Annotated in this window: 19 protein-coding genes; 11 read left to right on the forward strand and 8 right to left on the reverse strand. The window is 66.8% G+C overall.

What is annotated here, in order from left to right; genetic code table 11:
- Positions 1-81 precede the first annotated feature (81 nt).
- A protein-coding gene (locus BM145_RS13290; protein WP_093333954.1) for an IS5 family transposase occupies positions 82-833 on the forward strand; the annotation gives its coding sequence in 2 pieces (ribosomal slippage) (positions 82-415 and positions 415-833; 753 coding nt in all).
- On the opposite strand, the gene BM145_RS15765 is transcribed toward BM145_RS13290, so the two are convergent.
- From BM145_RS15765 to BM145_RS13305, 4 genes are all read right to left on the reverse strand, one after another.
- On the reverse strand, positions 792-1,079 hold the full coding sequence (locus BM145_RS15765) for a hypothetical protein (protein WP_143090190.1): 288 nt from the start codon (positions 1,077-1,079) through the stop codon (positions 792-794). The two genes, BM145_RS13290 and BM145_RS15765, sit on opposite strands and share 42 nt — an antisense overlap.
- Positions 1,080-1,633: 554 nt before the next feature.
- Complete coding sequence (locus BM145_RS13295; protein WP_093334156.1) at positions 1,634-1,900, reverse strand: DUF2312 domain-containing protein; 267 nt, start codon at positions 1,898-1,900, stop codon at positions 1,634-1,636.
- A gap of 122 nt (positions 1,901-2,022) precedes the next feature.
- Positions 2,023-3,327, reverse strand: a complete 1,305-nt coding sequence (locus tag BM145_RS13300) for a metal-dependent hydrolase family protein (protein ID WP_093334157.1) — start codon at positions 3,325-3,327, stop codon at positions 2,023-2,025.
- 49 nt (positions 3,328-3,376) lie between these two features.
- Complete coding sequence (locus BM145_RS13305) at positions 3,377-3,670, reverse strand: DUF1244 domain-containing protein (protein WP_093334158.1); 294 nt, start codon at positions 3,668-3,670, stop codon at positions 3,377-3,379.
- 74 nt (positions 3,671-3,744) lie between these two features.
- On the opposite strand from BM145_RS13305, the gene pyk reads away from it, so the two are divergent.
- The 4 genes from pyk to BM145_RS13325 are packed head-to-tail and all read left to right on the forward strand — an operon-like array spanning position 3,745 to position 8,291.
- Positions 3,745-5,208 carry a pyruvate kinase gene (gene pyk / locus BM145_RS13310; protein ID WP_093334159.1) on the forward strand — a complete coding sequence of 488 codons (1,464 nt, stop codon included), beginning with the start codon at positions 3,745-3,747 and terminating at the stop codon, positions 5,206-5,208.
- Positions 5,209-5,264: 56 nt separating this feature from the next.
- The gene (locus BM145_RS13315) at positions 5,265-7,304 is read left to right on the forward strand and encodes a carbon starvation CstA family protein (protein ID WP_093334160.1); all 2,040 of its coding nucleotides are present in this window, start codon (positions 5,265-5,267) and stop codon (positions 7,302-7,304) included.
- Complete coding sequence (locus BM145_RS13320) at positions 7,301-7,480, forward strand: YbdD/YjiX family protein (protein ID WP_093334161.1); 180 nt, start codon at positions 7,301-7,303, stop codon at positions 7,478-7,480. The genes BM145_RS13315 and BM145_RS13320 overlap by 4 nt, the downstream gene beginning before the upstream one ends.
- Before the next feature lie 49 nt (positions 7,481-7,529).
- Positions 7,530-8,291, forward strand: a complete 762-nt coding sequence (locus BM145_RS13325; protein ID WP_093334162.1) for a Crp/Fnr family transcriptional regulator — start codon at positions 7,530-7,532, stop codon at positions 8,289-8,291.
- Positions 8,292-8,297: 6 nt separating this feature from the next.
- On the opposite strand, the gene BM145_RS13330 is transcribed toward BM145_RS13325, so the two are convergent.
- Complete coding sequence (locus tag BM145_RS13330) at positions 8,298-8,792, reverse strand: hypothetical protein (protein WP_093334163.1); 495 nt, start codon at positions 8,790-8,792, stop codon at positions 8,298-8,300.
- A 149-nt stretch (positions 8,793-8,941) separates the two neighbouring features.
- Complete coding sequence (locus tag BM145_RS13335; protein WP_143090191.1) at positions 8,942-9,580, reverse strand: hypothetical protein; 639 nt, start codon at positions 9,578-9,580, stop codon at positions 8,942-8,944.
- Positions 9,581-9,831: 251 nt separating this feature from the next.
- Between BM145_RS13335 and BM145_RS13340 the strand changes: the two genes are divergently transcribed.
- Positions 9,832-10,104, forward strand: coding sequence for a BrnT family toxin (locus BM145_RS13340; RefSeq protein ID WP_093334165.1), 273 nt, complete (start codon positions 9,832-9,834; stop codon positions 10,102-10,104).
- Positions 10,064-10,348 carry a BrnA antitoxin family protein gene (locus BM145_RS13345; protein WP_093334166.1) on the forward strand — a complete coding sequence of 95 codons (285 nt, stop codon included), beginning with the start codon at positions 10,064-10,066 and terminating at the stop codon, positions 10,346-10,348. The genes BM145_RS13340 and BM145_RS13345 overlap by 41 nt, the downstream gene beginning before the upstream one ends.
- A gap of 6 nt (positions 10,349-10,354) precedes the next feature.
- On the opposite strand, the gene BM145_RS13350 is transcribed toward BM145_RS13345, so the two are convergent.
- Positions 10,355-11,956 carry an anti-phage dCTP deaminase gene (locus tag BM145_RS13350; RefSeq protein ID WP_177200215.1) on the reverse strand — a complete coding sequence of 534 codons (1,602 nt, stop codon included), beginning with the start codon at positions 11,954-11,956 and terminating at the stop codon, positions 10,355-10,357.
- Positions 11,957-12,031: 75 nt separating this feature from the next.
- On the opposite strand from BM145_RS13350, the gene BM145_RS16110 reads away from it, so the two are divergent.
- A complete protein-coding gene (locus BM145_RS16110; protein ID WP_177200216.1) occupies positions 12,032-12,187 on the forward strand; it encodes a hypothetical protein in 156 nt (51 codons plus the stop codon).
- A gap of 72 nt (positions 12,188-12,259) precedes the next feature.
- On the opposite strand, the gene uvrA is transcribed toward BM145_RS16110, so the two are convergent.
- Positions 12,260-15,166: an excinuclease ABC subunit UvrA gene (gene uvrA / locus BM145_RS13355; RefSeq protein WP_093334167.1), complete on the reverse strand. Its 2,907-nt coding sequence runs from the start codon at positions 15,164-15,166 to the stop codon at positions 12,260-12,262.
- Between the two features lie 109 nt (positions 15,167-15,275).
- Here uvrA and BM145_RS13360 point away from each other — a divergent pair, with 109 nt between their 5' ends.
- The 3 genes from BM145_RS13360 to BM145_RS13370 all read left to right on the forward strand — a co-directional run bounded on the left by BM145_RS13360 (position 15,276) and on the right by BM145_RS13370 (position 19,131).
- Positions 15,276-15,734 (forward strand): hypothetical protein, encoded by a 459-nt coding sequence (locus tag BM145_RS13360; protein ID WP_093334168.1) that lies wholly within the window; start codon positions 15,276-15,278, stop codon positions 15,732-15,734.
- A 67-nt stretch (positions 15,735-15,801) separates the two neighbouring features.
- On the forward strand, positions 15,802-17,631 hold the full coding sequence (locus BM145_RS13365) for a DUF885 domain-containing protein (RefSeq protein WP_093334169.1): 1,830 nt from the start codon (positions 15,802-15,804) through the stop codon (positions 17,629-17,631).
- A 57-nt stretch (positions 17,632-17,688) separates the two neighbouring features.
- Positions 17,689-19,131, forward strand: a complete 1,443-nt coding sequence (locus tag BM145_RS13370; RefSeq protein ID WP_093334170.1) for a M48 family metalloprotease — start codon at positions 17,689-17,691, stop codon at positions 19,129-19,131.
- The last annotated feature ends 136 nt before the right edge of the window (positions 19,132-19,267 follow it).

Raw genomic sequence — 19,267 nt, forward strand, 5'->3', positions numbered from 1 at the left:
CTAGGGCTCAAACCCAATCAGCGGGTTGAGGCGGAGCGGCTTTCCTGATTCACTGTGGGCGTGGGTCACGGGAGTGTGGGCATGGCGCTGTTCTGGTTGTCGGATGAAGCGTGGGCGGCGATCGAGCCGCACCTACCCAGGAACCAGCCTGGAGCGCGACGGGTGGACGACCGGCGGGTGATCTCCGGCATCCTGCATGTGCTGAAGGTCGGCTGTCGCTGGTGCGACTGCCCGGCCGACTACGGGCCCTCGACGACGGTCTACAACCGGTTCAACCGCTGGTCGCACCGGGGCTTCTGGCTCAAGCTGCTGGATGCGCTGGTGGACGCGGGCGCGGTGACGAGGAGCACCGCAATCGACAGCACCTACGTGAAGGCGCAGCGTGCCGCATTTGGCGCAAAAGGGGGCGCTCGCACCAGGCGATCGGCCGCTCGCGTGGTGGCTGGACGACCAAGGTCCATGCGCTCACCGACGTCATCGGTCGTCCCTACGCGCTGATGCTGACGTCCGGCAACGTCAGCGACATCAAGGCAGCGCCTGCGCTCCTCGAACGCGCCAGCCGCATGCGCTACCTGCTGGCCGACAAGGGCTACGATGCCGACCGGCTCCGCCAGTCGCTGCGCGAGGCGGGCGCCATTCCGGTCATCCCCGGCAGACGCAACCGAAAGAGAGCCATCCGCTACGACAAGGACCGCTACCGCGGCCGGCACCTCATCGAGAACGCCTTCTGCCGCCTCAAGGACTTTCGCCGCGTCGCCACCCGCTACGACAAACTCGCCGCCAACTTCCTGTCAGGCGTAGCGCTCGCCACCGCCGTCGCCTTCTGGCTGTGAATGAGTCTGAGCCCTAATAAGCAAAAAGCCATTATCTTCGTACTTGATTGCAATCTGGCCATCGGCGGATGACCAGCTCAATCGAGCCATTGGTCTACAAGAGGCGTAGTGTAAAACGCTGACAGGTGGATCACTCGCAATGCAATCTTCGCGCTCCAATTCAAATGGGCCATAGGCGGCGACCGGCTTCTTTTGTAGATAGCGAAGAACGTAATCTTGAGCGAAAATGGCAAGCAAAGCGAGCATGGATTGAGGTTAGCTGCACAAACAGGCATCTGCAATCGACACGGCTAGCGCGGCTGCGAGAGGGCGAGGTTGACCAACGGCGGGGTTGCCGACTTTCCCGAACACGAACCTGCGGCAAGAATAGAACTCCCGCGAGCCACAGTACGCACGCGTACTATGAGCGCTTTTCCCAAAAGCCGTTCCCGATTGCTTTTCCCCGAAAGGGCTGCTCGGACATGGGGAAACGGGAATGGAAAAGGGTTGCTTGACGAGCGGTTTGCCGCCCACGGACGCGGCTCGACGTCGCTGTCCTACAAGCCCCGACTCCGCTATAAGCAGCGGACGGGATCACCTACGTTCTTTCTCATTGCCGCAAATTCGGAAACGATCGCCTCGCACTGTTCGCGTCTGGGGGTCAATCAAGTCAAGCAACCGTTGCGCCCGGAACGTCGACGCGCAATTTTCCTGACGGCATCTAGCCTGAACTTTCGCCGCCGATTGATCGGCGAGCGCGGGCGGCATCGATCCGCCCGGTCGTCCGCGCCCCGCGAGGATTCACAGGGTGCGGCGTCAGATCAGAGCATCCCCAGCGCCTGCATGTACACCTCCAGGATCGACTGCTCCTCCTGATATTCCTCGCGCTTCTGCTTGCGGATGCGCAGGATCTGGCGGATCGCCTTGGGGTCGTACCCGCGGCCCTTGGCCTCCGCCATCACGTCCTTGATGTCGTCGGCGATGCCCTTCTTCTCTTCCTCCAACCGCTCGGCTCGCTCGATCAGCAGCCGCAGCTCGTCCGCCGCGACCTGGCCGCCGCCCATGCCCTCGTTACGCTCGTCCGCCATGATCCCCGTCCCCGAATAGAAGCGCCAACCCCCTCCGACGCACGATGGCGGAAGGGTGTGGCGTGGTTAACCCTGCTGGGTGCGGCGGCGCGTCTAGGGGATCGCGGCGCCCCGCTCAAGCATCAGTCGGCGAGCGGTTTGGCGACAACGCCGCGGTGCATCACGAAATCGACCCGCTCCAGCCGCGTCACGTCGTCGAGCGGCGATCCCGTCACCGCGATCAGGTCCGCCGCATGGCCCGGCTCCAGCGTGCCGAGTTCCGCCGAGCGGCCCAGCAGGTCCGCCGCGCCGACGGTGGCGGCACGGATCGCCTGCGCCGGCGTCATCCCCGCGCGCACCATCAGCGCGAACTCCTTGGCGTTGTCGCCGTGCTTCGACACGCCGGTGTCGGTGCCGAACGCCACCTTGACGCCCGCCCGGATCGCGCGCGCATGGCTCTCCGCCGCCGCGGCGGCCGCTGCTTCCGCCTTGGGGATCGTCGCCGGCGGCAACTGCCCGCCGCGCGCCTGCGCCAGCGCGGTCACGGGGGCGATCATCGTCGGCACCAGATACGCGCCCCTGGCCTTGAACAGCTTCACCGTCTCGTCGTCGATGAAGGTGCCGTGCTCGATCGAGTCGACGCCCGCCTCCAGCGCCGCCCTGGTGCCCTCCGCCGCGTGGCTGTGCGCGGCGACCTTGCGGCCCAGCGCATGCGCCGTGTCGATGATCGCGCGCATCTCCTCCGGCGTCATCGCCCGACCGAGGCCGCCGGCGACGTTGGACAGCACGCCGCCGGTCGCCGCGAACTTGATGACCTGCGCGCCCATGCCGACCTGCGCGCGCACCGCCCGCCGGCAATCGTCGGGGCCGTCGCAGGTGTTCACCTGGTGCTGATGGACCGCGTCGGCCCATTCCTCGGCCAGCCCGTTCGTCCCGTCGCCGTGCCCGCCGGTCACCGACACCATGCGCCCCGCGTTGACGATCGTCGGCCCCTCGACGTCGCCCCGCGCCACCGCGTCGCGCAGCGCCCTAATCCCGCGCGGATTGCCGCCAAGGTCGCGCACGGTGGTGAAGCCCGCGCGCAGCGTCGTCCGGGCGTTCACCACCGCCTGCATCATGTCGTCGGCGTCGTCGGTGGTCAGCGCGTTCAGCCGCTCCTTCATCGGATCGCCGCCGACGCCCCACAGATGGACGTGCAGGTCGACCAGCCCCGGCAGCACGAAACGGTCGCGCAGGTCGACCAGCTTCGCCCCCGCGAGCGGCGCGACGAAGCCCGGCAGCACTTCGGCCACCTTGCCGTCGCGCACCACCACCGTGCTGTTGCCGCGCGGCGCCTCGCCCGGCCGGTCGAGCAGCGCGCCCGCCTGGACGTAGGTGACATTGCCGGACTGCGCCAGCGCGCTGCCCGCCATCAACGCCGTCACGGCGGCCGCCACGAACATCTTCATGATTTCTCTCCCCTTATCCGCCGGAACGTCGCCCGACGGCGGGGGCGGGTCAAGCCGCGTTCTTCGCCACGCTGTCCTTCATCCGCTGCAACTGCTCAGGCGAAGCCTCCGTCTGGAACCGTGCCTTCCACTCAGCTTGCGGCATGCCGTAGATCGTCTCCCGTGTGGCATCCTTGGGCAACCCGCCCGCCTCCTCGACCCAGTCGGACAGGCAGTTGCGGCAGAAACCGGCCAGCCCCATCAGGTCGACGTTCTGCGCGTCGGTGCGATGGCGCAAATGCCGCACCAGCCGGCGAAAGGCGGCGGCCGCGGCGGCGTCGTCCAGGGCGTCGAGGCGATCCATTCGTATGCTCCAAGGTTGATCGGGGGGAGATAGGCTCTAGGAAGCGGACCCGCATCCCCCAGGAAAGCGATCCCATGACCTCATCCTCCACGGTCGCCCCGCGCTCGCGCAAGGTGCGCGTGCTCGCCACGCTCGGCCCCGCCAGCAGCGATGCCGAGATGATCGCCCGCTTGTTCCAGGCCGGCGCCGACGCCTTCCGCATCAACATGAGCCACGGCGACCAGCAGTCCAAGGTCGCGGTAGTGCAGGCGATCCGCGGGCTGGAACGCCGTTTCGGCCGGCCGAGCACGATCCTCGCCGACCTTCAAGGGCCCAAGCTGCGCGTCGGCCGCTTCGCCGAGGGCCGGGTGATGTTGGAGACGGGCGCGACCTTCGTGCTCGACCGCTCGCCCGAACCCGGCGACGCCACCCGCGTCGAGCTGCCGCACCGCGAGATCTTCGCCGCGATCGAACCCGGCGCGAGGCTGCTGCTCGACGACGGCAAGCTGGTCCTGCGCGTGCAGGAACACGATGCCGACCGCATCGTCACCCGGGTCGAGGTCGGCGGCGCGCTGTCGAACAACAAGGGGCTGAACGTCCCCGACGTCGTCATCCCCATGGCCGCGCTGACCGAGAAGGATCGCAGCGACCTCGCCTGGGCGGTGGAGCAGGGCGTCGACTGGATCGCTCTCTCCTTCGTCCAGCGCCCCGAGGATCTGATGGAGGCGCGCGGCCTCATCAAGGGCAAGGCCGCGCTCCTCGCCAAGATCGAGAAGCCCGCCGCGATCGAGCGGCTGGAGGAGATCGTCGAGCAGTGCGACGGCGTCATGGTCGCGCGCGGCGACCTGGGCGTCGAGCTCCCGCCCGAGCAGGTGCCCCCCTTGCAGAAGCGCATCGTCGAGGTGTCGCGCCGCATGGGCCGCCCCGTCGTGGTCGCGACGCAGATGCTGGAATCGATGATCCAGTCGCCCTCCCCGACCCGCGCCGAGGTGTCCGACGTCGCCACCGCCATCTACGACGGTGCCGACGCGATCATGCTGTCGGCGGAGAGCGCCGCCGGCGCCTGGCCGACCGAGTCGGTGACGATGATGGACGCGATCGGCTGCGCGGTGGAGCGCGATCCCGGCCACGGCGACCGCGTCCACTTCACCGTCACCAAGCCCGATCCCACCACCGCCGACGCGCTGGCCGAGGCGGCCAAGCAGATCGCGCGCACCGTCTCGGCCAGCGCCATCGTCTGCTTCACCACCTCCGGCTCCACCGCCCGCCGCGTCGCGCGGGAGCGGCCGGCGGTGCCGGTGATGGTGCTCACCCCCAAGCTGGAGACGGCGCGGCGACTGGGTCTCCTATGGGGCACCACCTCCGTCCACACCCGCGACGTGGAATCCTTCGAGGAGATGGTCGCCAAGGCCAAGCGCATGGCGCTGCGCCACGGCATCGCCGGCGCGGGCGACCAGATCATCGTCATGGCGGGCGTCCCCTTCCGCACGCCCGGCTCGACCAACGTCCTCCACGTCGTCCGCATCACCGGCAACGAGCTGAGCAACTACGCGAAATAGCCGGCTTGCCCGCGCTGCCGCCCCGGTGCACCGTGGGCGCGTAAGGGGAGGAACGCATGACGGCACGCGACAGGATCGGCTGGGGGGCGCTCGCGCTGCTCGGCACCGCGGCGCTCGGCGTCGTCGCGCTGTCGCGGGGCGAGACGATCAATGCGCTCTGGATCGTCGTGGCGGCGCTCTGCACCTACCTGATCGCCTACCGCTTCTACGCGCGCTTCATCGCCCGCACCGTGCTGGGGCTTGACGCAGGCCGGCCTACCCCGGCCATCCGCCGCGCTGACGGGCTGGACTATGTCGCGACGGATCGGCGCGTGTTGTTCGGCCACCATTTCGCCGCCATCGCGGGTGCAGGCCCGCTGGTGGGGCCGGTCCTCGCCGCGCAGATGGGCTATCTGCCGGGCACGCTGTGGATCCTGGTCGGCGTCGTGCTCGCGGGCGCGGTGCAGGATTTCTGCATCCTGTTCGTGTCGATGCGCCGCGACGGCCGCTCGCTCGGCGAACTGGTGCGCGCCGAGATGGGGCCGGTGGCGGGCACGGTGGCGCTGGTCGGCGCCTTCGCGATCATGGTCATCATCCTGGCGGTCCTCGCCCTGATCGTCGTGCGCGCGCTGGCGGAGAGCCCGTGGGGGCTGTTCACCGTTGCCGCCACCATCCCGCTGGCGATGCTGATGGGCGGCTACTCCCGCTGGCTGCGGCCGGGCAAGATCGGCGAGGTGTCGATGATCGGGCTCGCTGGCCTGCTCGCAGCGATCGTGCTGGGCGGGCAGGTAGCGGGATCGAGCTGGGCACCCGCCTTCACCCTGGCGCCGGAGCCGCTCGCCTTCGCCCTCATCGTTTACGGCGCGGTGGCGGCGGTGCTGCCGGTGTGGCTGCTGCTCGCGCCGCGCGACTATCTGTCGACCTTTCTCAAGATCGGCGCGATCATGGCGCTGGCGATCGGCATCGCGATCATGGCGCCGCCGCTCCGCATGCCGGCGCTGACACCGTTCGCGGGCGGCGGCGGGCCGGTATGGGCGGGGTCGCTGTTCCCGTTCCTGTTCATCACCATCGCCTGCGGTGCCGTGTCCGGCTTTCACGCGCTGATCGCCAGCGGCACCACGCCCAAGCTGATCGCGTCGGAGGCAGACGCGCCGATCATCGGCTACGGCGCGATGCTGGCGGAGAGCTTCGTTGCGATCATGGCGCTGGTCGGCGCGTCGATCCTCGACCCCGGCCTCTATTTCGCGATGAACAGCCCCACCGCGCTGGTCGGCACGACGCCGGAGAGCGCCGCGGCCGCCGTCACCGCGATGGGCTTCCCCATCTCGCCCGCCGCGCTGGCGCAGGCGGCGCGCGACGTGGGCGAGGCGACGATCATCAGCCGCACCGGCGGCGCGCCGACGCTGGCGGTGGCGATGGCGGAGATCTTCAGCCACATCGCCGGCGGATCGGCGATGAAGGCCTTCTGGTACCATTTCGCGATCCTGTTCGAGGCGCTGTTCATCCTCACCGCCGTCGACGCGGGTACGCGGGCCGGGCGCTTCATGCTGCAGGACCTGTTCGGCCTGCTCCACCCGCGCTTCCGCGACACGAGTTCGTGGGGGCCGGGGCTGGCCGCCACCGGAGTCTGCGTCGCGGCGTGGGGCTTCTTCCTCTATCAGGGCGTGACCGATCCGCTCGGCGGGGTGAACACGCTGTGGCCGCTGTTCGGCATCGCCAACCAGATGCTGGCGGCGGTGGCGCTGATCCTCGCCACGGTGGTGCTGTTCCGGATGAAGCGCGATCGATACGCCTGGGTCACGGCGCTGCCGACCGCGTGGCTGCTGCTCTGCACGGGGACGGCGGGCCTCCAGAAGCTGTTCCACCCCGATCCGGCGATCGGCTTCCTGGCGCACGCCAGGCGCTTCTCCGCGGCGCTGGCCGAGGGGCGCGTGCTCGCCCCGGCCAAGTCGCTGGGCGACATGGCGCGCGTGGTGATGAACGATCGGATCGACGCGGGGCTGTGCGCGCTGTTCCTGGGCGTCGTCGCGACCATCCTGGTGTACGGCGTGCGCGCCTGTATCGAGGCGCGCCGCACGGATCGGCCGACGGTGTCCGAAATCCCGGTTCTGGCATGAGCTGGCCCGCGCTGCTGGCGCAGACGGCGCGACTGATGGTGGGCCTGCCGTGCTACGCCACCTATCGCCGGCACATGGCTGAGCGGCATCCGGAGGTCGAGCCGATGGACGAGGCGGCATTCTTTCGCGAGCGGCAGCAGGCGCGCTACGGCGGCGGCCAGGGCCGTTGCTGTTGAGAACGCACGCGATTGCCCCCGCCGCGACCACGTGGCATGTTCCGTGACCATGACGCTCGCTTCCCTCGTCGGCGCCCGGCGCAGTGCGCTCGCGCAGCGCTTGTCGCACTATCTCCGCCTGACCTCCGACGAGATGGACGCGATCGACGCGCTGGAGCACGGTGACCGCCGGCTGCCTGCGGGCGCGACGCTGATCGATCAGGATGGACCGGTCGATATGCTGTACGTGGTGCAGCACGGCTGGCTGCACTCGTCGCTGCGGCTGCCGAGCGGGGGGCGGCAGATCCTGCGCTTCCACTATGCCGGCGACCTGATCGGCACCTCGTCGATCGCCTGGTCGCAGGCGGCGGCGACGCTGACGGCGGTGAGCGACTGCATCGTCTCCGCGGTGCCCAAGCCGGCGCTGGGCGAGTTGTTCGCGACGCAGCGGCGGGTCGGCGGCTTGCTGTTCGCGGTGTCGGCCGCCGAGAACGTGGCGATGGCGGATCGGCTGACCTCGATCGGGCGGATGGATTCGATCCAGCGGCTGGCGACGCTGCTGCTCGACATCACCGCGCGCCTGCGGGTGACGGCGGGCGGCGTGGTCGACACGATCGAGCTGCCGCTGACGCAGGCGGACCTGGGCGACGCGCTGGGCCTGACCAAGGTGCACGTCAACCGCACCTTCCGCGAGATGGAGGCGCGCGGCATGATCGCGCGCCACGGCCGCCGCCTGACCATCCTGCACGAGGCGGAGTTGAAGGCGTTCACCGGCTTCGTCGACCGGTACGAGACGGTGGCGACCGAGTGGCTGCCGGCCGCCGCCGCCTGACGCGGCTCAGGCGGCGCCTGCACCTTCAGAGAAGCCCGAGCCGCGATCGGCGCTGAGCGTCGGCGCGGGGCCGGTGGCGGGGCGCAGGCTCTCGCGCTCCTCCGCGGTCGGCACGGCGGTGGGATCGGGGCGGAATGCCTCGGGCGCGCGGGTCGTGGCGGTCACCTCGGCATCGGCGAGGAGGTCGGTCGGCACGTGCTCGGCGGCGGGGCTGCCGGGGCGTTCCTGGAAACGCTTGTCGGTCTCGGCCATGCCGACGGGGGCGGCGGCCATGTCGGCGGGTTTGCCGGAGGACGGCGACGCGGCGGGCGCGGTGGTGCGGTCGCCGGGCACGGCGCCGAGCTTCGGGGCGGCGGGGAGCTTCTTCGCCAGCGCGGCGAGACGATCGCCGTAACGGCCGGTGCCGACCACCCAGGCGACCGCCCCCGCGGCGAAGGCGCCGAGACCGAGCAGCGCCTGCACGCCTGCCTGCTTGTTCCGGGTGGGCTGCTTGTTCGCCATGATCTTTAGTCCTTCGATACTGCGCGGCGGAGAACGGGCGAGATCGGGCGGCTGTTCCCCTCGCGACACGATGGCGAAGTTGACACCTGCTTGACTCGATTGACCCCTAGAACGAAACTTGCAGCGCCGATCGTTTCCGTTTGCGACACTTACCTGTCCTCCAGCCGGTCGGCGGTGAGCGTGTTGGGCATGATGACATCGATCTGCGCGAGCATGGTGGGCCAGAGTTCGGCGAGTTCGTGCTCGGACAGATTGGGATGGACGGGATCGCGCTTCATCGCCAGCAGGAACATCAGCAGGCGATCGTTGTGGACGATCTGCGTGCCGACCTCCTGGCCACGGTGGAAGATCGGCTTTTCCTGTCCGTTCATCGCCCGCTCGGTCGCCTGATCGAGGAGGATGCGGCGCGAGCGCTGGATGGCGACGTTCCAGGCAAGCGCGAAGAGCGAATTGGGCGACCGATCGCGCAATTGATAGGCGGATTGCTTGGACAGGCCGACCGCGTGCGCGGCGTGGCTGACGCAGCCATGGGCGGCGAGATGTTCGATAAAGGCGCGCTGGGCGTCGGCGGTCCAGCCGGGGGCGGCGAGGCGGGCCGGTCGCTCGCGGCGGCGTTGCGCACGGGCGGCGATGACCTGGCGGGCGATCTCCGATCGTCGGACGCGAATCTCGGCCTCCATGCGCTCCTGGTCCACTTCCCAAGGCTGGCGGCGGCGGGCGCGGGCGGGTCGTTCAGGCTGGGCAGGAACGCGGGTCTGTTCGGCGGGTGTTTCGACGGGATCGGTCATGATGGTCCTCCATGGATGAAAGGACCGAACAGATATGCCGGATCGGTGCTTGTAGGACAGCGGCTTTTTACCGGATAGGTTATTTCTTGAATTGGCAGCAGGCCAGGTTTTGAAGGCCGCGTTGCCGCCGGTTTGGTACTTGTTCCGCTTGCGTTCGCTCGTCCTGAGTGCACGATCGTGATCCTCTCCGAGGAACATCAGGTGCCGCGCGGTGTACGTTGACTCACCCTTTTCCGTAACTACATATTAGCATGAACGTAAGCTTCGACCCTGCCAAACGCGCGTGGACGCTGACGGAGCGTGGATTGGATTTCGCGGATGCCGTCATGGTGTTCAAAGGGCCGCGGCTGACGCAGGAAGACGATCGGTTCGACTATCCCGAGCCGCGCTTCCAGACTTACGGCTGGTTGGCCGGACGGATGGTATTGGTTGCGTGGACGCCGACCGACGACGGCATCCGCGTGATCTCGATGAGGAACTGCCATGACAAGGAAAGCCGCCGCATCGCTCCCCGCCTGGGATGACGAGGACACGCCGGAATGGACCGACGATCAACTCGACCGTGCCGAACTGGCGGTCGGCGGCAAGGTGGTTCGGCCGGCGAATGGCACGCTCACGCGGGTCGGGCGACCGCCATTGGGAGCGCAAGCCAAGCGGCAGGTGACGCTGCGGCTTGACCCGGACGTGATCGAAAAGTTTCGCGAGGGCGGGCGGGGGTGGCAGGGGCGGGTCAACGACGCGTTGCGGAAGGCGGTGGGGCTAAGCTGATTTTTACTATTCAGGTTGATCGGCTGTCACACTACCAAACAGCTTGGAAACTGCGAACAGCTCAAGACGAGTATAGTTTGGGACTAATACGTCAATCATGGGCGATGGAGACTCGTAATACCAGCGCTGCGCCACTCCTCCCGATTTACGCTTGCTTTTCTCAAAAATATCACGGTATCGATAAGGTGATATTCCTAAGAATGGCATAAATGAAACTTTTGTAGCGCTACTTTTTTCTATTTCTATTTCGTTATGATGCAGCTCTTTAGCTCTACTTTTTGGATAGGGCTCCATGTAAAACACTTTTGCTATTCCTGATGCGAGAATATGCTTTGTGCAATTGTGACATGGAAATGTTGTGCAGTACAAGATTGCTCCTTTGAGGCTTACACCTTTTCTTGCTGCATCACATATACAATTCATTTCGGCATGCACCACTCTACCAAACTCAGTTAGATCGGAAATGAGCGCACCATGAAGACATCCTGATCCATCATCAACAGCATCCGCTGCCGGCTTTTTTGTTAAAGCGTCGATGAGCTTACCACTGGACTTACCGAGCTTTCTTGCCTTATCTGACAGCATCTTAGCCTGCTCAAGCCTTTCTAAAACATCCCTTAAAACGTCTTTTTTAAGAACATCGTTAGGATCGGATCCCAGTTTTACATCTCTATTATCTGGCTCTTCCGTATCCCAGTATGTACCTCCAAACGCCCTAGGCACTTCATTGCATCCCTGGACTAACATCTCACCATCAGAGGTGAATATGGCAGCGCCAACTTGGCGGGATAGATCGGTAGAGCGTAGAGATGCTCCTTTAGCGGCATACATTCCAAACTCCGCCTTCGTAGGAGCAAGCTCATTCAGCCCAAAAAGAGCATTTATAAAACGATCAATCTTAAGCCGCATTGGCGCGGCAGCCATCCCGTCTATGAAAACATCTGCCAAATGAAATGCATCCCTAAGATGCTGCCCGTAATCATCAGCATCTTCGCTCGCATCTTTGTTGATCAAAGCTTCGGCAAACGATGTTACTTTTGATGATTTTGTTGTTATCGGTAATGTTTGCTTTATTTTGTCAAAAACTACTTTAGTTCTTTCCTCAACAGGTCCATACGCAGACACAAATATAAACTGTTTGCCATAAACGCTTCGTAATAGCTTAACTTCTTCTGGTCTTTTAATTTGCCTTATAATAAAGGCTACCTTGTGAAGAACTTTATCTTCTTTTGCAATATCGGCAAAAGGAGCTTCGACGTTAACGTCATCATCAAATAAAATATGACTTTGGAGATCGCCGCGCTCTCTTCGAATAGCGTCTATAGCGTACCTAATTGCCCATGCAGGATCATCATTATCACGGCATATTTCACTAGTATGATCCATTTTGTAGTTGAGCGTTGAATAGTAATCACGTCGAATAGGCTTTTTCGCGTTAGATGGCACTTCTGCAATTTCATCAGTAAGGCGGATATTTACTGCTTTGTATTCCACTGAATGTAAGGACTCACTAAGCGCCGTAACGATCGCTTCCATGTCAACACCGACTGGACCGGCTACTCCAAAAATTAATTCAGGATAGCGAATAACACTAAAATCGTTTGACACGTGCATCCTCTCCGAGACCTCTAGCGTTTGACACTTTCAGCGCTAGGATCAATCCCGGTCAAGGGGAGAGTAGAGATGGATGAGCAAACCTATGGAGAGAGAAAGGCCCGTCAAGCTGCTCAAGTTGCCTTAGAATTTGCTCGCCAGATGGGCGGCACCTTCATTCCCGACACAGGCCGACGAATCAGCTATGTCGAGCGATCGACTATCAAAGAACAAGGGCGCAGGTGAGCCAGCGACGTAGGTGGTCATAGCCGCCTATTTTTGTCATCGTGTTGGTTCTAAGCGACCGTAGGATTAGACCTACTCCGCCGCCTCCGCCCGCGCGCCCTTCTCGAGCAACGGCTTCAAGTACCGTCCCGTGAAGCTGCGCGGCTCGGCCGCCACCTCTTCCGGCGTACCGACGGCGACGATCTCGCCGCCCTTGACGCCGCCTTCCGGGCCCAGGTCGATGACCCAGTCCGCCGTCTTGATGACGTCGAGGTTGTGCTCGATCACGACCACGGTGTTGCCCTGTTCGACGAGCGCGTGGAGCACTTCCAGCAGTTTGCGCACGTCCTCGAAGTGGAGGCCGGTGGTGGGTTCGTCGAGGATGTAGAGCGTGTTGCCGGTGGCGCGGCGGGCGAGTTCCTTGGCGAGTTTCACGCGCTGTGCCTCGCCGCCGGAGAGTGTCGTCGCCTGCTGGCCGACCTTGACGTAGCCAAGGCCGACTTCGACCAGCATCGCCATCTTCTCGCGGATGGGGGGGACGGCCTTGAAGAACTCGGCGGCGTCCTCGACCGTCATGTCGAGCACGTCGGCGATGCTGTGGCCCTTGAACTTCACCTCCAGCGTCTCGCGATTGTAGCGGGCGCCGTGGCAGACGTCGCAGGTGACGTAGACGTCGGGGAGGAAGTGCATCTCGATCTTGAGCACGCCGTCGCCCTGGCACGCCTCGCAGCGGCCCCCCTTGACGTTGAAGGAGAAGCGGCCGGGCTTGTAGCCGCGGGCCAAGCTCTCCGGCAGGCCGGCGAACCAGTCGCGGATCTGGGTGAAGCTGCCCGTGTAGGTCGCGGGGTTCGATCGCGGCGTACGGCCGATCGGCGACTGGTCGATGTCGATGACCTTGTCGAGATGGTTGAACCCGGTGACCTTGTCGTGCTTGCCCGCGAGGATACGCGCGCCGTTGAGCGTCCGCGCGGCGGCGGCGTAGAGCGTGTCGATGGTGAAGCTCGACTTGCCCGAGCCCGACACGCCGGTGATGCAGGTGAAGGTGCCGAGCGGCACGCTGGCGGTGACGCCGGTGAGGTTGTTCGCCGTGGCGTTGTGGACGGTGAGCTTCTTGCCGCTGCCCTTGCGGCGCTTGGGCGGCACGGCGACCTCGCGGACGCCGTTGAGGTAATCGGCGGTGATGCTGGTCTTGGACTTGAGCAGCTGCTTGAGCGTGCCCTGCGCCACGACCTGGCCGCCATGGACGCCGGCGCCCGGCCCCATGTCGATGACGTAGTCGGCGGTGCGGATCGCGTCCTCGTCATGCTCGACGACGAGCACGGTGTTGCCGAGGTCGCGGAGGCGCCGAAGGGTCGCCAGCAGCATGTCGTTGTCGCGCTGGTGGAGGCCGATCGACGGCTCGTCGAGGACGTAGAGGACGCCCGACAGGCCGCTGCCGATCTGCGACGCGAGGCGGATGCGCTGGCTCTCGCCACCTGACAGCGTGCCGCTGGTGCGGTTGAGGTTCAGGTAATCGAGGCCGACATTGTTGAGGAAGCCAAGCCGCTCGACGATCTCCTTCAGGATGCGCTCGGCGATGGCGCGCTGCTGGTCGCCGAGATGGTTGGGCATGTCGGTGAAGAAGGCGAGCGCGTCGACCACCGACAGATGGGTGGCGTGGCTGATGTCCTGGTGCGCGATCTTGACCGCCAGCGCCTCCGGCTTGAGGCGGGCGCCGCGGCAGACCTCGCAGGCCTGCGCGGACTGGTATTTCACCAGTTCCTCGCGCATCCAGGCGCTCTCCGTCTGGAGGAGGCGGCGGTTGAGGTTGCCGATCACGCCCTCGAACGGCTTGTTGACGTCGTACTTCTTCTTGCCGTCGACGAAGGTGAGGACGACGGGCTTGCCGGCGGTGCCGTGGAGAATCTTGGCCTGCACGTCGGCGGGCAGGTCGCTCCAGGGGGTGTCGAGCGAGAAGTCGAACGCCTTGGCGAGTGAGCCCAGCACCTGCATGTAATAAGGCGATGGCGGGTTGGACTTGGCCCAGGGGACGACCGCGCCCTTCTTGATCGAGAGCGCGTGGTTGGGGACGACAAGGTCCTCGTCGAACTCCATCTTCTCGCCCAGCCCGTCGCAGGCGGGGCAGGCGCCTTGCGGCGCGTTGAAGGAGAAGAGGCGCGGCTCGATCTCGGAGATGGTGAAGCCGGAGACGGGGCAGGCGAATTTTTCCGAGAAGACGATGCGGCCGTCGGGCGCGTTGTCGCCGAGGATCGCGGACTTGGGCGTGGCGACGTCGACCGGATCGGCGGGGTCGACATAAGCGAGGCCGTCGGCGAGTTTGAGCGCGGTCTCGAACGATTCCGCCAGGCGGCCGCCGATGTCGCCGCGCACGACGATGCGGTCGACGACGACCTCGATGTCGTGCTTGTACTTCTTGTCGAGCGCGGGCGCCTCGTCGATCTCGTACACGGTGCCGTCGATGCGCACGCGGGTGAAGCCCGCCTTCTGCCACTCGGCGAGCTCCTTGCGATACTCGCCCTTGCGGCCGCGGACGACGGGGGCGAGGAGGAGCAGGCGCGTGCCCTCGGGCAAGCTGAGGACGCGGTCGACCATCTGGCTGACCTGCTGCGCGGCGATCGGCTCGCCGGTGGCGGGGGAATAGGGGATGCCGACACGCGCCCAGAGCAGGCGCATGTAATCGTATATCTCGGTCACCGTCGCGACGGTGGAGCGCGGGTTCCTCGACGTCGTCTTCTGCTCGATCGAGATGGCCGGCGACAGGCCCTCGATATGGTCGACGTCGGGCTTCTGCATCAGTTCCAGGAACTGGCGCGCATAGGCGGAGAGCGACTCGACGTAGCGGCGCTGTCCCTCGGCGTAGATGGTGTCGAAGGCGAGGCTCGACTTGCCGCTGCCCGACAGGCCGGTGATGACCGTGAGGGTGTCGCGGGGGATGTCGATGTCGACGTCCTTGAGGTTGTGCTCGCGCGCGCCGCGCACCGAAATCTTCGTGAGGGACATGGGGTGGTTCTACTTCCGTTCCGCGGGGCGTGCCAGAGGGGCGAGATAGGAAGCACGGTTGGGAATCGCCACCTTGCGCCCCACCCTTGCAGGCGCGCGGAGGTGTCTTATGTTGCTGACACACGAACAGGAGCGCGGCATGGGCAAGAAGAAGGACAAGCATCGCAAGCACGGCCATGAGGCGCATGGGCATGGGCATGGGCACGAGGGCCAGGCGAGCGGGGGAGGCGGCAAGGGTGCGTTCGCCGGGATCGCGGCGATGGCGATCGCGCAGGTGAAGAACCAGCTCGACACGCCGGCCGGGCGGCAGGCGATGGCGATGGGCCTGCGCGCCGCCGCCGACGCGCTCGCCCCCAAGCCGGCGCGGGCGCCCGAGCCCCCTGCCCCGCCCGCGCCGCCGGCCCCACCGGAGCCGCCACGCTCCTATGCCGGCAACCCGGCCGAACCACCGCGCGAGCCCTCCTCGCCGCCCCGCGCCGACGTGCCGCCGGAGGTCGCGCGGGTGATCGGGTCGGTCGCGGCGGGGCTGGAGAAATGGGCGGCGAAGTTCGGCGCGCCAAAGGGTTAGGCGCCTCTTCCCCTCACCGTCGCCGCGCGATAGGTCCGGTGCCCTGACATAAGCGGGAGAGAAGCACATGGATCGTCGTCAGTTCATCGCCGGGGCCGGGGCGGCCGTCGCGGCGTTGCCGGTGGAGCGGCTCGCGGCACAGGCGACGGTCGCGGCGGCGCCCGCCGAGGCGATGCCGGGCGACGCGCGGCTCAATACGGCGTTCGACGCGATCCTGGCGGAGACGATCCGCGCCTCGCCGCAGTTCGCCACCTCGCTCGGCTTCGACAAGGGGGCGAACGCGGCGCTGCGCGGCAAGCTCGACGACAATTCGGCGGCGGCGCGGGCGCGCGACCTGGCGCGGGCCAAGGCGGCGGCGGCGCGGCTGCGGGCAATCGCGCCCGACACGCTGTCCCCGCAGAAGCGGATCGACCGCGAGGTGGTGCTCTACTCGATCGACCAGCAGATGGTCGGGCCGGAGCGGTTCGGGATCGATACGCCGATCCGCCCCTATCGGATCACGCAACAGGGCGGCGTCTATTTCTCGCTGCCCGATTTCCTCGATTCGACGCATCCGGTGCAGACCGTGTTCGACGCGGAGGCGTATCTCTCGCGACTGGGCGCGATGGGCGGCGCGCTCGACACCGACACCGCGGTGCAGCAGGAGCAGGCGGCGCGCGGCCTGCTCGCGCCCGATTTCTCGCTCGACCTGGCGCTGGGCCAGATGAGGAAGCTGCGTGCGCCCGCGCCGGCCGACCATCCGATGGTCGCCTCGCTGGTCCGCCGCGCCGCGGCCGCGAAGCTGCCGGGCGACTGGCGCGGCCGCGCGGCGCAACTGGTGGAGCGGTCGGTCTACCCGGCGCTCGACCGACAGATCGCCGCGGTGACGCGGCTTCGCAGGGGCGCGCGCAGTGCCGCCGGGCTGGGCGCGGTGCCGAACGGCGCGGCGATCTACGCCGCCGCGCTGGCGGGCGCGACGACCACCACCCTGTCGCCGGCCGAGGTGCACCGCATGGGGCTGGAAGAGGTCGCCGACCTGTCGGCGCAGCTCGACGCGATCCTGAAGGGCCAGGGGATGAGCCAGGGGTCGGTCGGCGCGCGGCTGGCGGCGCTGAACGCGAGCCCCGCGCAGCTCTACCCGGACACGCCGGCGGGGCGCGCGGCGCTGATCGCGAGCCTCAACACCGGCGTGCGGGCGATGCAGGCGAAGCTGCCGCGCGCCTTCACCAATCCGCCCAACGCTCCCCTGGAGATCAAGGCGGTGCCGGCGGAGATCCAGGACGGCGCGTCGAACGGCTATTACTACCGCGCGCCGCTCGACGGATCGCGGCCGGCGATCTACTGGATCAACCTGAAATCGGTCGCTGACTGGCCGAAATACACGCTGCCCAGCCTCACCTATCACGAGGGCGTGCCGGGGCATCACCTGCAGATCTCCACCGCGCAGCGTGCCGACACGCACGTGCTGCGCAAGATCAGCTTCTTCGGCGCCTATCTCGAAGGCTGGGCGCTCTACGCCGAGCAGCTGGCCGACGAGCTGGGCGGCTATGCCGGGCCGATCGAGCGGGCGGGCTACCTGCAGTCGTTCCTGTTCCGCGCGGCGCGGCTGGTGGTGGATACCGGCATCCACGCGCAAGGGTGGAGCCGTGAGCGGGCCACGCAGTACATGGTCGACACGGTCGGCTTCGCGCCCGGCCGCTCGCAGCGGGAGATCGAACGCTACTGCACGATGCCGGGGCAGGCCTGTTCGTACAAGATCGGTCATGCCAGCTGGCTGCGCGCGCGCAAGAAGGCGCAGGAGATCGCGGGCGACCGGTTCGACCTGAAGCGGTTCCACGACGTGCTGGAATCGGGCGCGGTGCCGCTGGTCATGCTGGAGAAGCTGACGGAGGAGCAGGCGCGGGCGATGCGGGGGTAGCCGGATCGGGGAACCGCGGCCGGGTCGGGCGTATTCTTCCCCGCAAAGGGAGAAACCATGCGCCACCTGATCCTCGCCGCGTGCCTCGTCGGCACCGCTTCCGTCCCCGCCGCCGCGCAGCAGGCGCGATCGATCTCCGCGTCCGACCGGGCGCAGGGCGCGCAGGCCAACCCGCAGCTAGTGGCCGAATATGGCGGCGCCTATTCCGGCCCGCAGGCGGCGTTCGTGGAGCGGGTGGGCAAGCGCGTGGCGGTGCAGTCGGGCCTGTCGAACGCGGGCGGCGACTTCACGGTGACGACGCTCAACTCGCCGGTCGAGAACGCCTTCGCCATCCCCGGCGGCTACGTCTACGTGACGCGGCAGCTGCTGGCGCTGATGAATTCGGAGGCCGAGCTCGCCTCGGTGCTGGGGCACGAGGTCGGCCACGTCGCCGCCAACCATTCGCGCAGCCGACAGCGGGCCGCGGGAATCGGCTCGATCCTGGGGACGCTCGGCCAGGTCGCGTCGAGCACGTTCCTGGGATCGGGGCTGGCGGGCGCCCTGGGCAGCCGCGCGTCGCAGATCGCGCCGCAGCTGGCGGTGCTCGGCTATGGCCGTGCCCAAGAATATGAGGCGGACAGGCTGGGCGTTCGCTACATCACCGCCGCCGGCTACACCCCCTATGCGGCGGCGAGCATGCTGACGCAGCTCAACGCGGAAACGACGCTCGACGCGCGCATCGCCGGGCGCGACGCCAATGCGGTGCCGAGCTGGATGTCGACGCACCCCAACGGCGCCGATCGCATCGTCCGCGCACGGCGGCTGGCGGAGGCGACCGGGCAGCCACCCGCGTCGGCGGTGCAGGACACGACGTTCCTGCGGATGCTCGACGGCCTGCCCTACGACGACGATCCGCAGCAGGGCGTGGTCGACGGGCAGCGTTTCCGCCACCCGGCGCTGCGCGTCCGCTTCACCGCGCCGGCCGGATACAAGATCGCCAACGGCACCGATGCGGTGACGATCCTCGGCAGCGGCGGCCAGGCGCAGTTCAGGACGGCGGCGGCGACCGGCGACCTGCCGGGCTTCGTCGCGCAGCAGTTGCGAAAGCTCGGCGCGGCACAGCCGGGCGAGGTGCGGACGGGTCAGGCGAACGGGCGTTCCTACGCCTTCTCCACCGTTCGCGGATCGGCCGGCGGGCGGACGGTGGACGCGACGGTGGTCGCTTACGCGTTTCCGGGCGCGACCCACTGGTTCACGCTGGTGACGGCACCGGGCACGGGCATCGGGCCTTTCGAGCCGCTGCTCGCCAGCGTCGCGGCGCTGACCCCCGCCGAAGCGGCGGCGATCCGCGGCAAGGTGGTACGCGTGGTGGCGGTGAAGGCCGGCGACACGGTCGACTCGCTGTCGGCGCGCATGGCCTATCCGGATTACCGGCGGGAGCGGTTCACGACGCTGAACGGCATCGCGGCGGATGCGCGATTGGTGCCGGGGACGCTGGTGAAGCTGGTGGTGGAGGGGTAATAGCTGGGCGGTAAACCAGGTGCAGATGTCACCCAAGTCCCGTCATGCCGGGCTCGTCCCGGCATCCAGAGCCACGAACGCCGACGCTGCTTGACCCTGGACCCCGGCACAAGGCCGGGGTGACGGCACGATCCGA

The organism is Sphingomonas rubra (assembly GCF_900115745.1).
Lineage (GTDB): Bacteria > Pseudomonadota > Alphaproteobacteria > Sphingomonadales > Sphingomonadaceae > Sphingomonas > Sphingomonas rubra.

Excerpts from the sequence above, each read along its gene's own strand:
- BM145_RS13315 (WP_093334160.1), top strand. The coding sequence starts at position 5,265 with ATGACGGCACGCGACAGGATCGGCTGGGGGGCGCTCGCGCTGCTCGGC.
- BM145_RS13295 (WP_093334156.1), bottom strand. The coding sequence starts at position 1,900 with ATGGCGGACGAGCGTAACGAGGGCATGGGCGGCGGCCAGGTCGCGGCG.
- BM145_RS13325 (WP_093334162.1), top strand. The coding sequence starts at position 7,530 with ATGACGCTCGCTTCCCTCGTCGGCGCCCGGCGCAGTGCGCTCGCGCAG.
- BM145_RS13340 (WP_093334165.1), top strand. The coding sequence starts at position 9,832 with ATGAACGTAAGCTTCGACCCTGCCAAACGCGCGTGGACGCTGACGGAG.
- BM145_RS13345 (WP_093334166.1), top strand. The coding sequence starts at position 10,064 with ATGACAAGGAAAGCCGCCGCATCGCTCCCCGCCTGGGATGACGAGGAC.
- BM145_RS16110 (WP_177200216.1), top strand. The coding sequence starts at position 12,032 with ATGGATGAGCAAACCTATGGAGAGAGAAAGGCCCGTCAAGCTGCTCAA.
- BM145_RS13305 (WP_093334158.1), bottom strand. The coding sequence starts at position 3,670 with ATGGATCGCCTCGACGCCCTGGACGACGCCGCCGCGGCCGCCGCCTTT.
- BM145_RS15765 (WP_143090190.1), bottom strand. The coding sequence starts at position 1,079 with ATGCTCGCTTTGCTTGCCATTTTCGCTCAAGATTACGTTCTTCGCTAT.
- uvrA (WP_093334167.1), bottom strand. The coding sequence starts at position 15,166 with ATGTCCCTCACGAAGATTTCGGTGCGCGGCGCGCGCGAGCACAACCTC.
- BM145_RS13300 (WP_093334157.1), bottom strand. The coding sequence starts at position 3,327 with ATGAAGATGTTCGTGGCGGCCGCCGTGACGGCGTTGATGGCGGGCAGC.
- BM145_RS13330 (WP_093334163.1), bottom strand. The coding sequence starts at position 8,792 with ATGGCGAACAAGCAGCCCACCCGGAACAAGCAGGCAGGCGTGCAGGCG.
- BM145_RS13370 (WP_093334170.1), top strand. The coding sequence starts at position 17,689 with ATGCGCCACCTGATCCTCGCCGCGTGCCTCGTCGGCACCGCTTCCGTC.
- BM145_RS13365 (WP_093334169.1), top strand. The coding sequence starts at position 15,802 with ATGGATCGTCGTCAGTTCATCGCCGGGGCCGGGGCGGCCGTCGCGGCG.
- BM145_RS13335 (WP_143090191.1), bottom strand. The coding sequence starts at position 9,580 with ATGACCGATCCCGTCGAAACACCCGCCGAACAGACCCGCGTTCCTGCC.
- BM145_RS13320 (WP_093334161.1), top strand. The coding sequence starts at position 7,301 with ATGAGCTGGCCCGCGCTGCTGGCGCAGACGGCGCGACTGATGGTGGGC.
- BM145_RS13360 (WP_093334168.1), top strand. The coding sequence starts at position 15,276 with ATGTTGCTGACACACGAACAGGAGCGCGGCATGGGCAAGAAGAAGGAC.
- pyk (WP_093334159.1), top strand. The coding sequence starts at position 3,745 with ATGACCTCATCCTCCACGGTCGCCCCGCGCTCGCGCAAGGTGCGCGTG.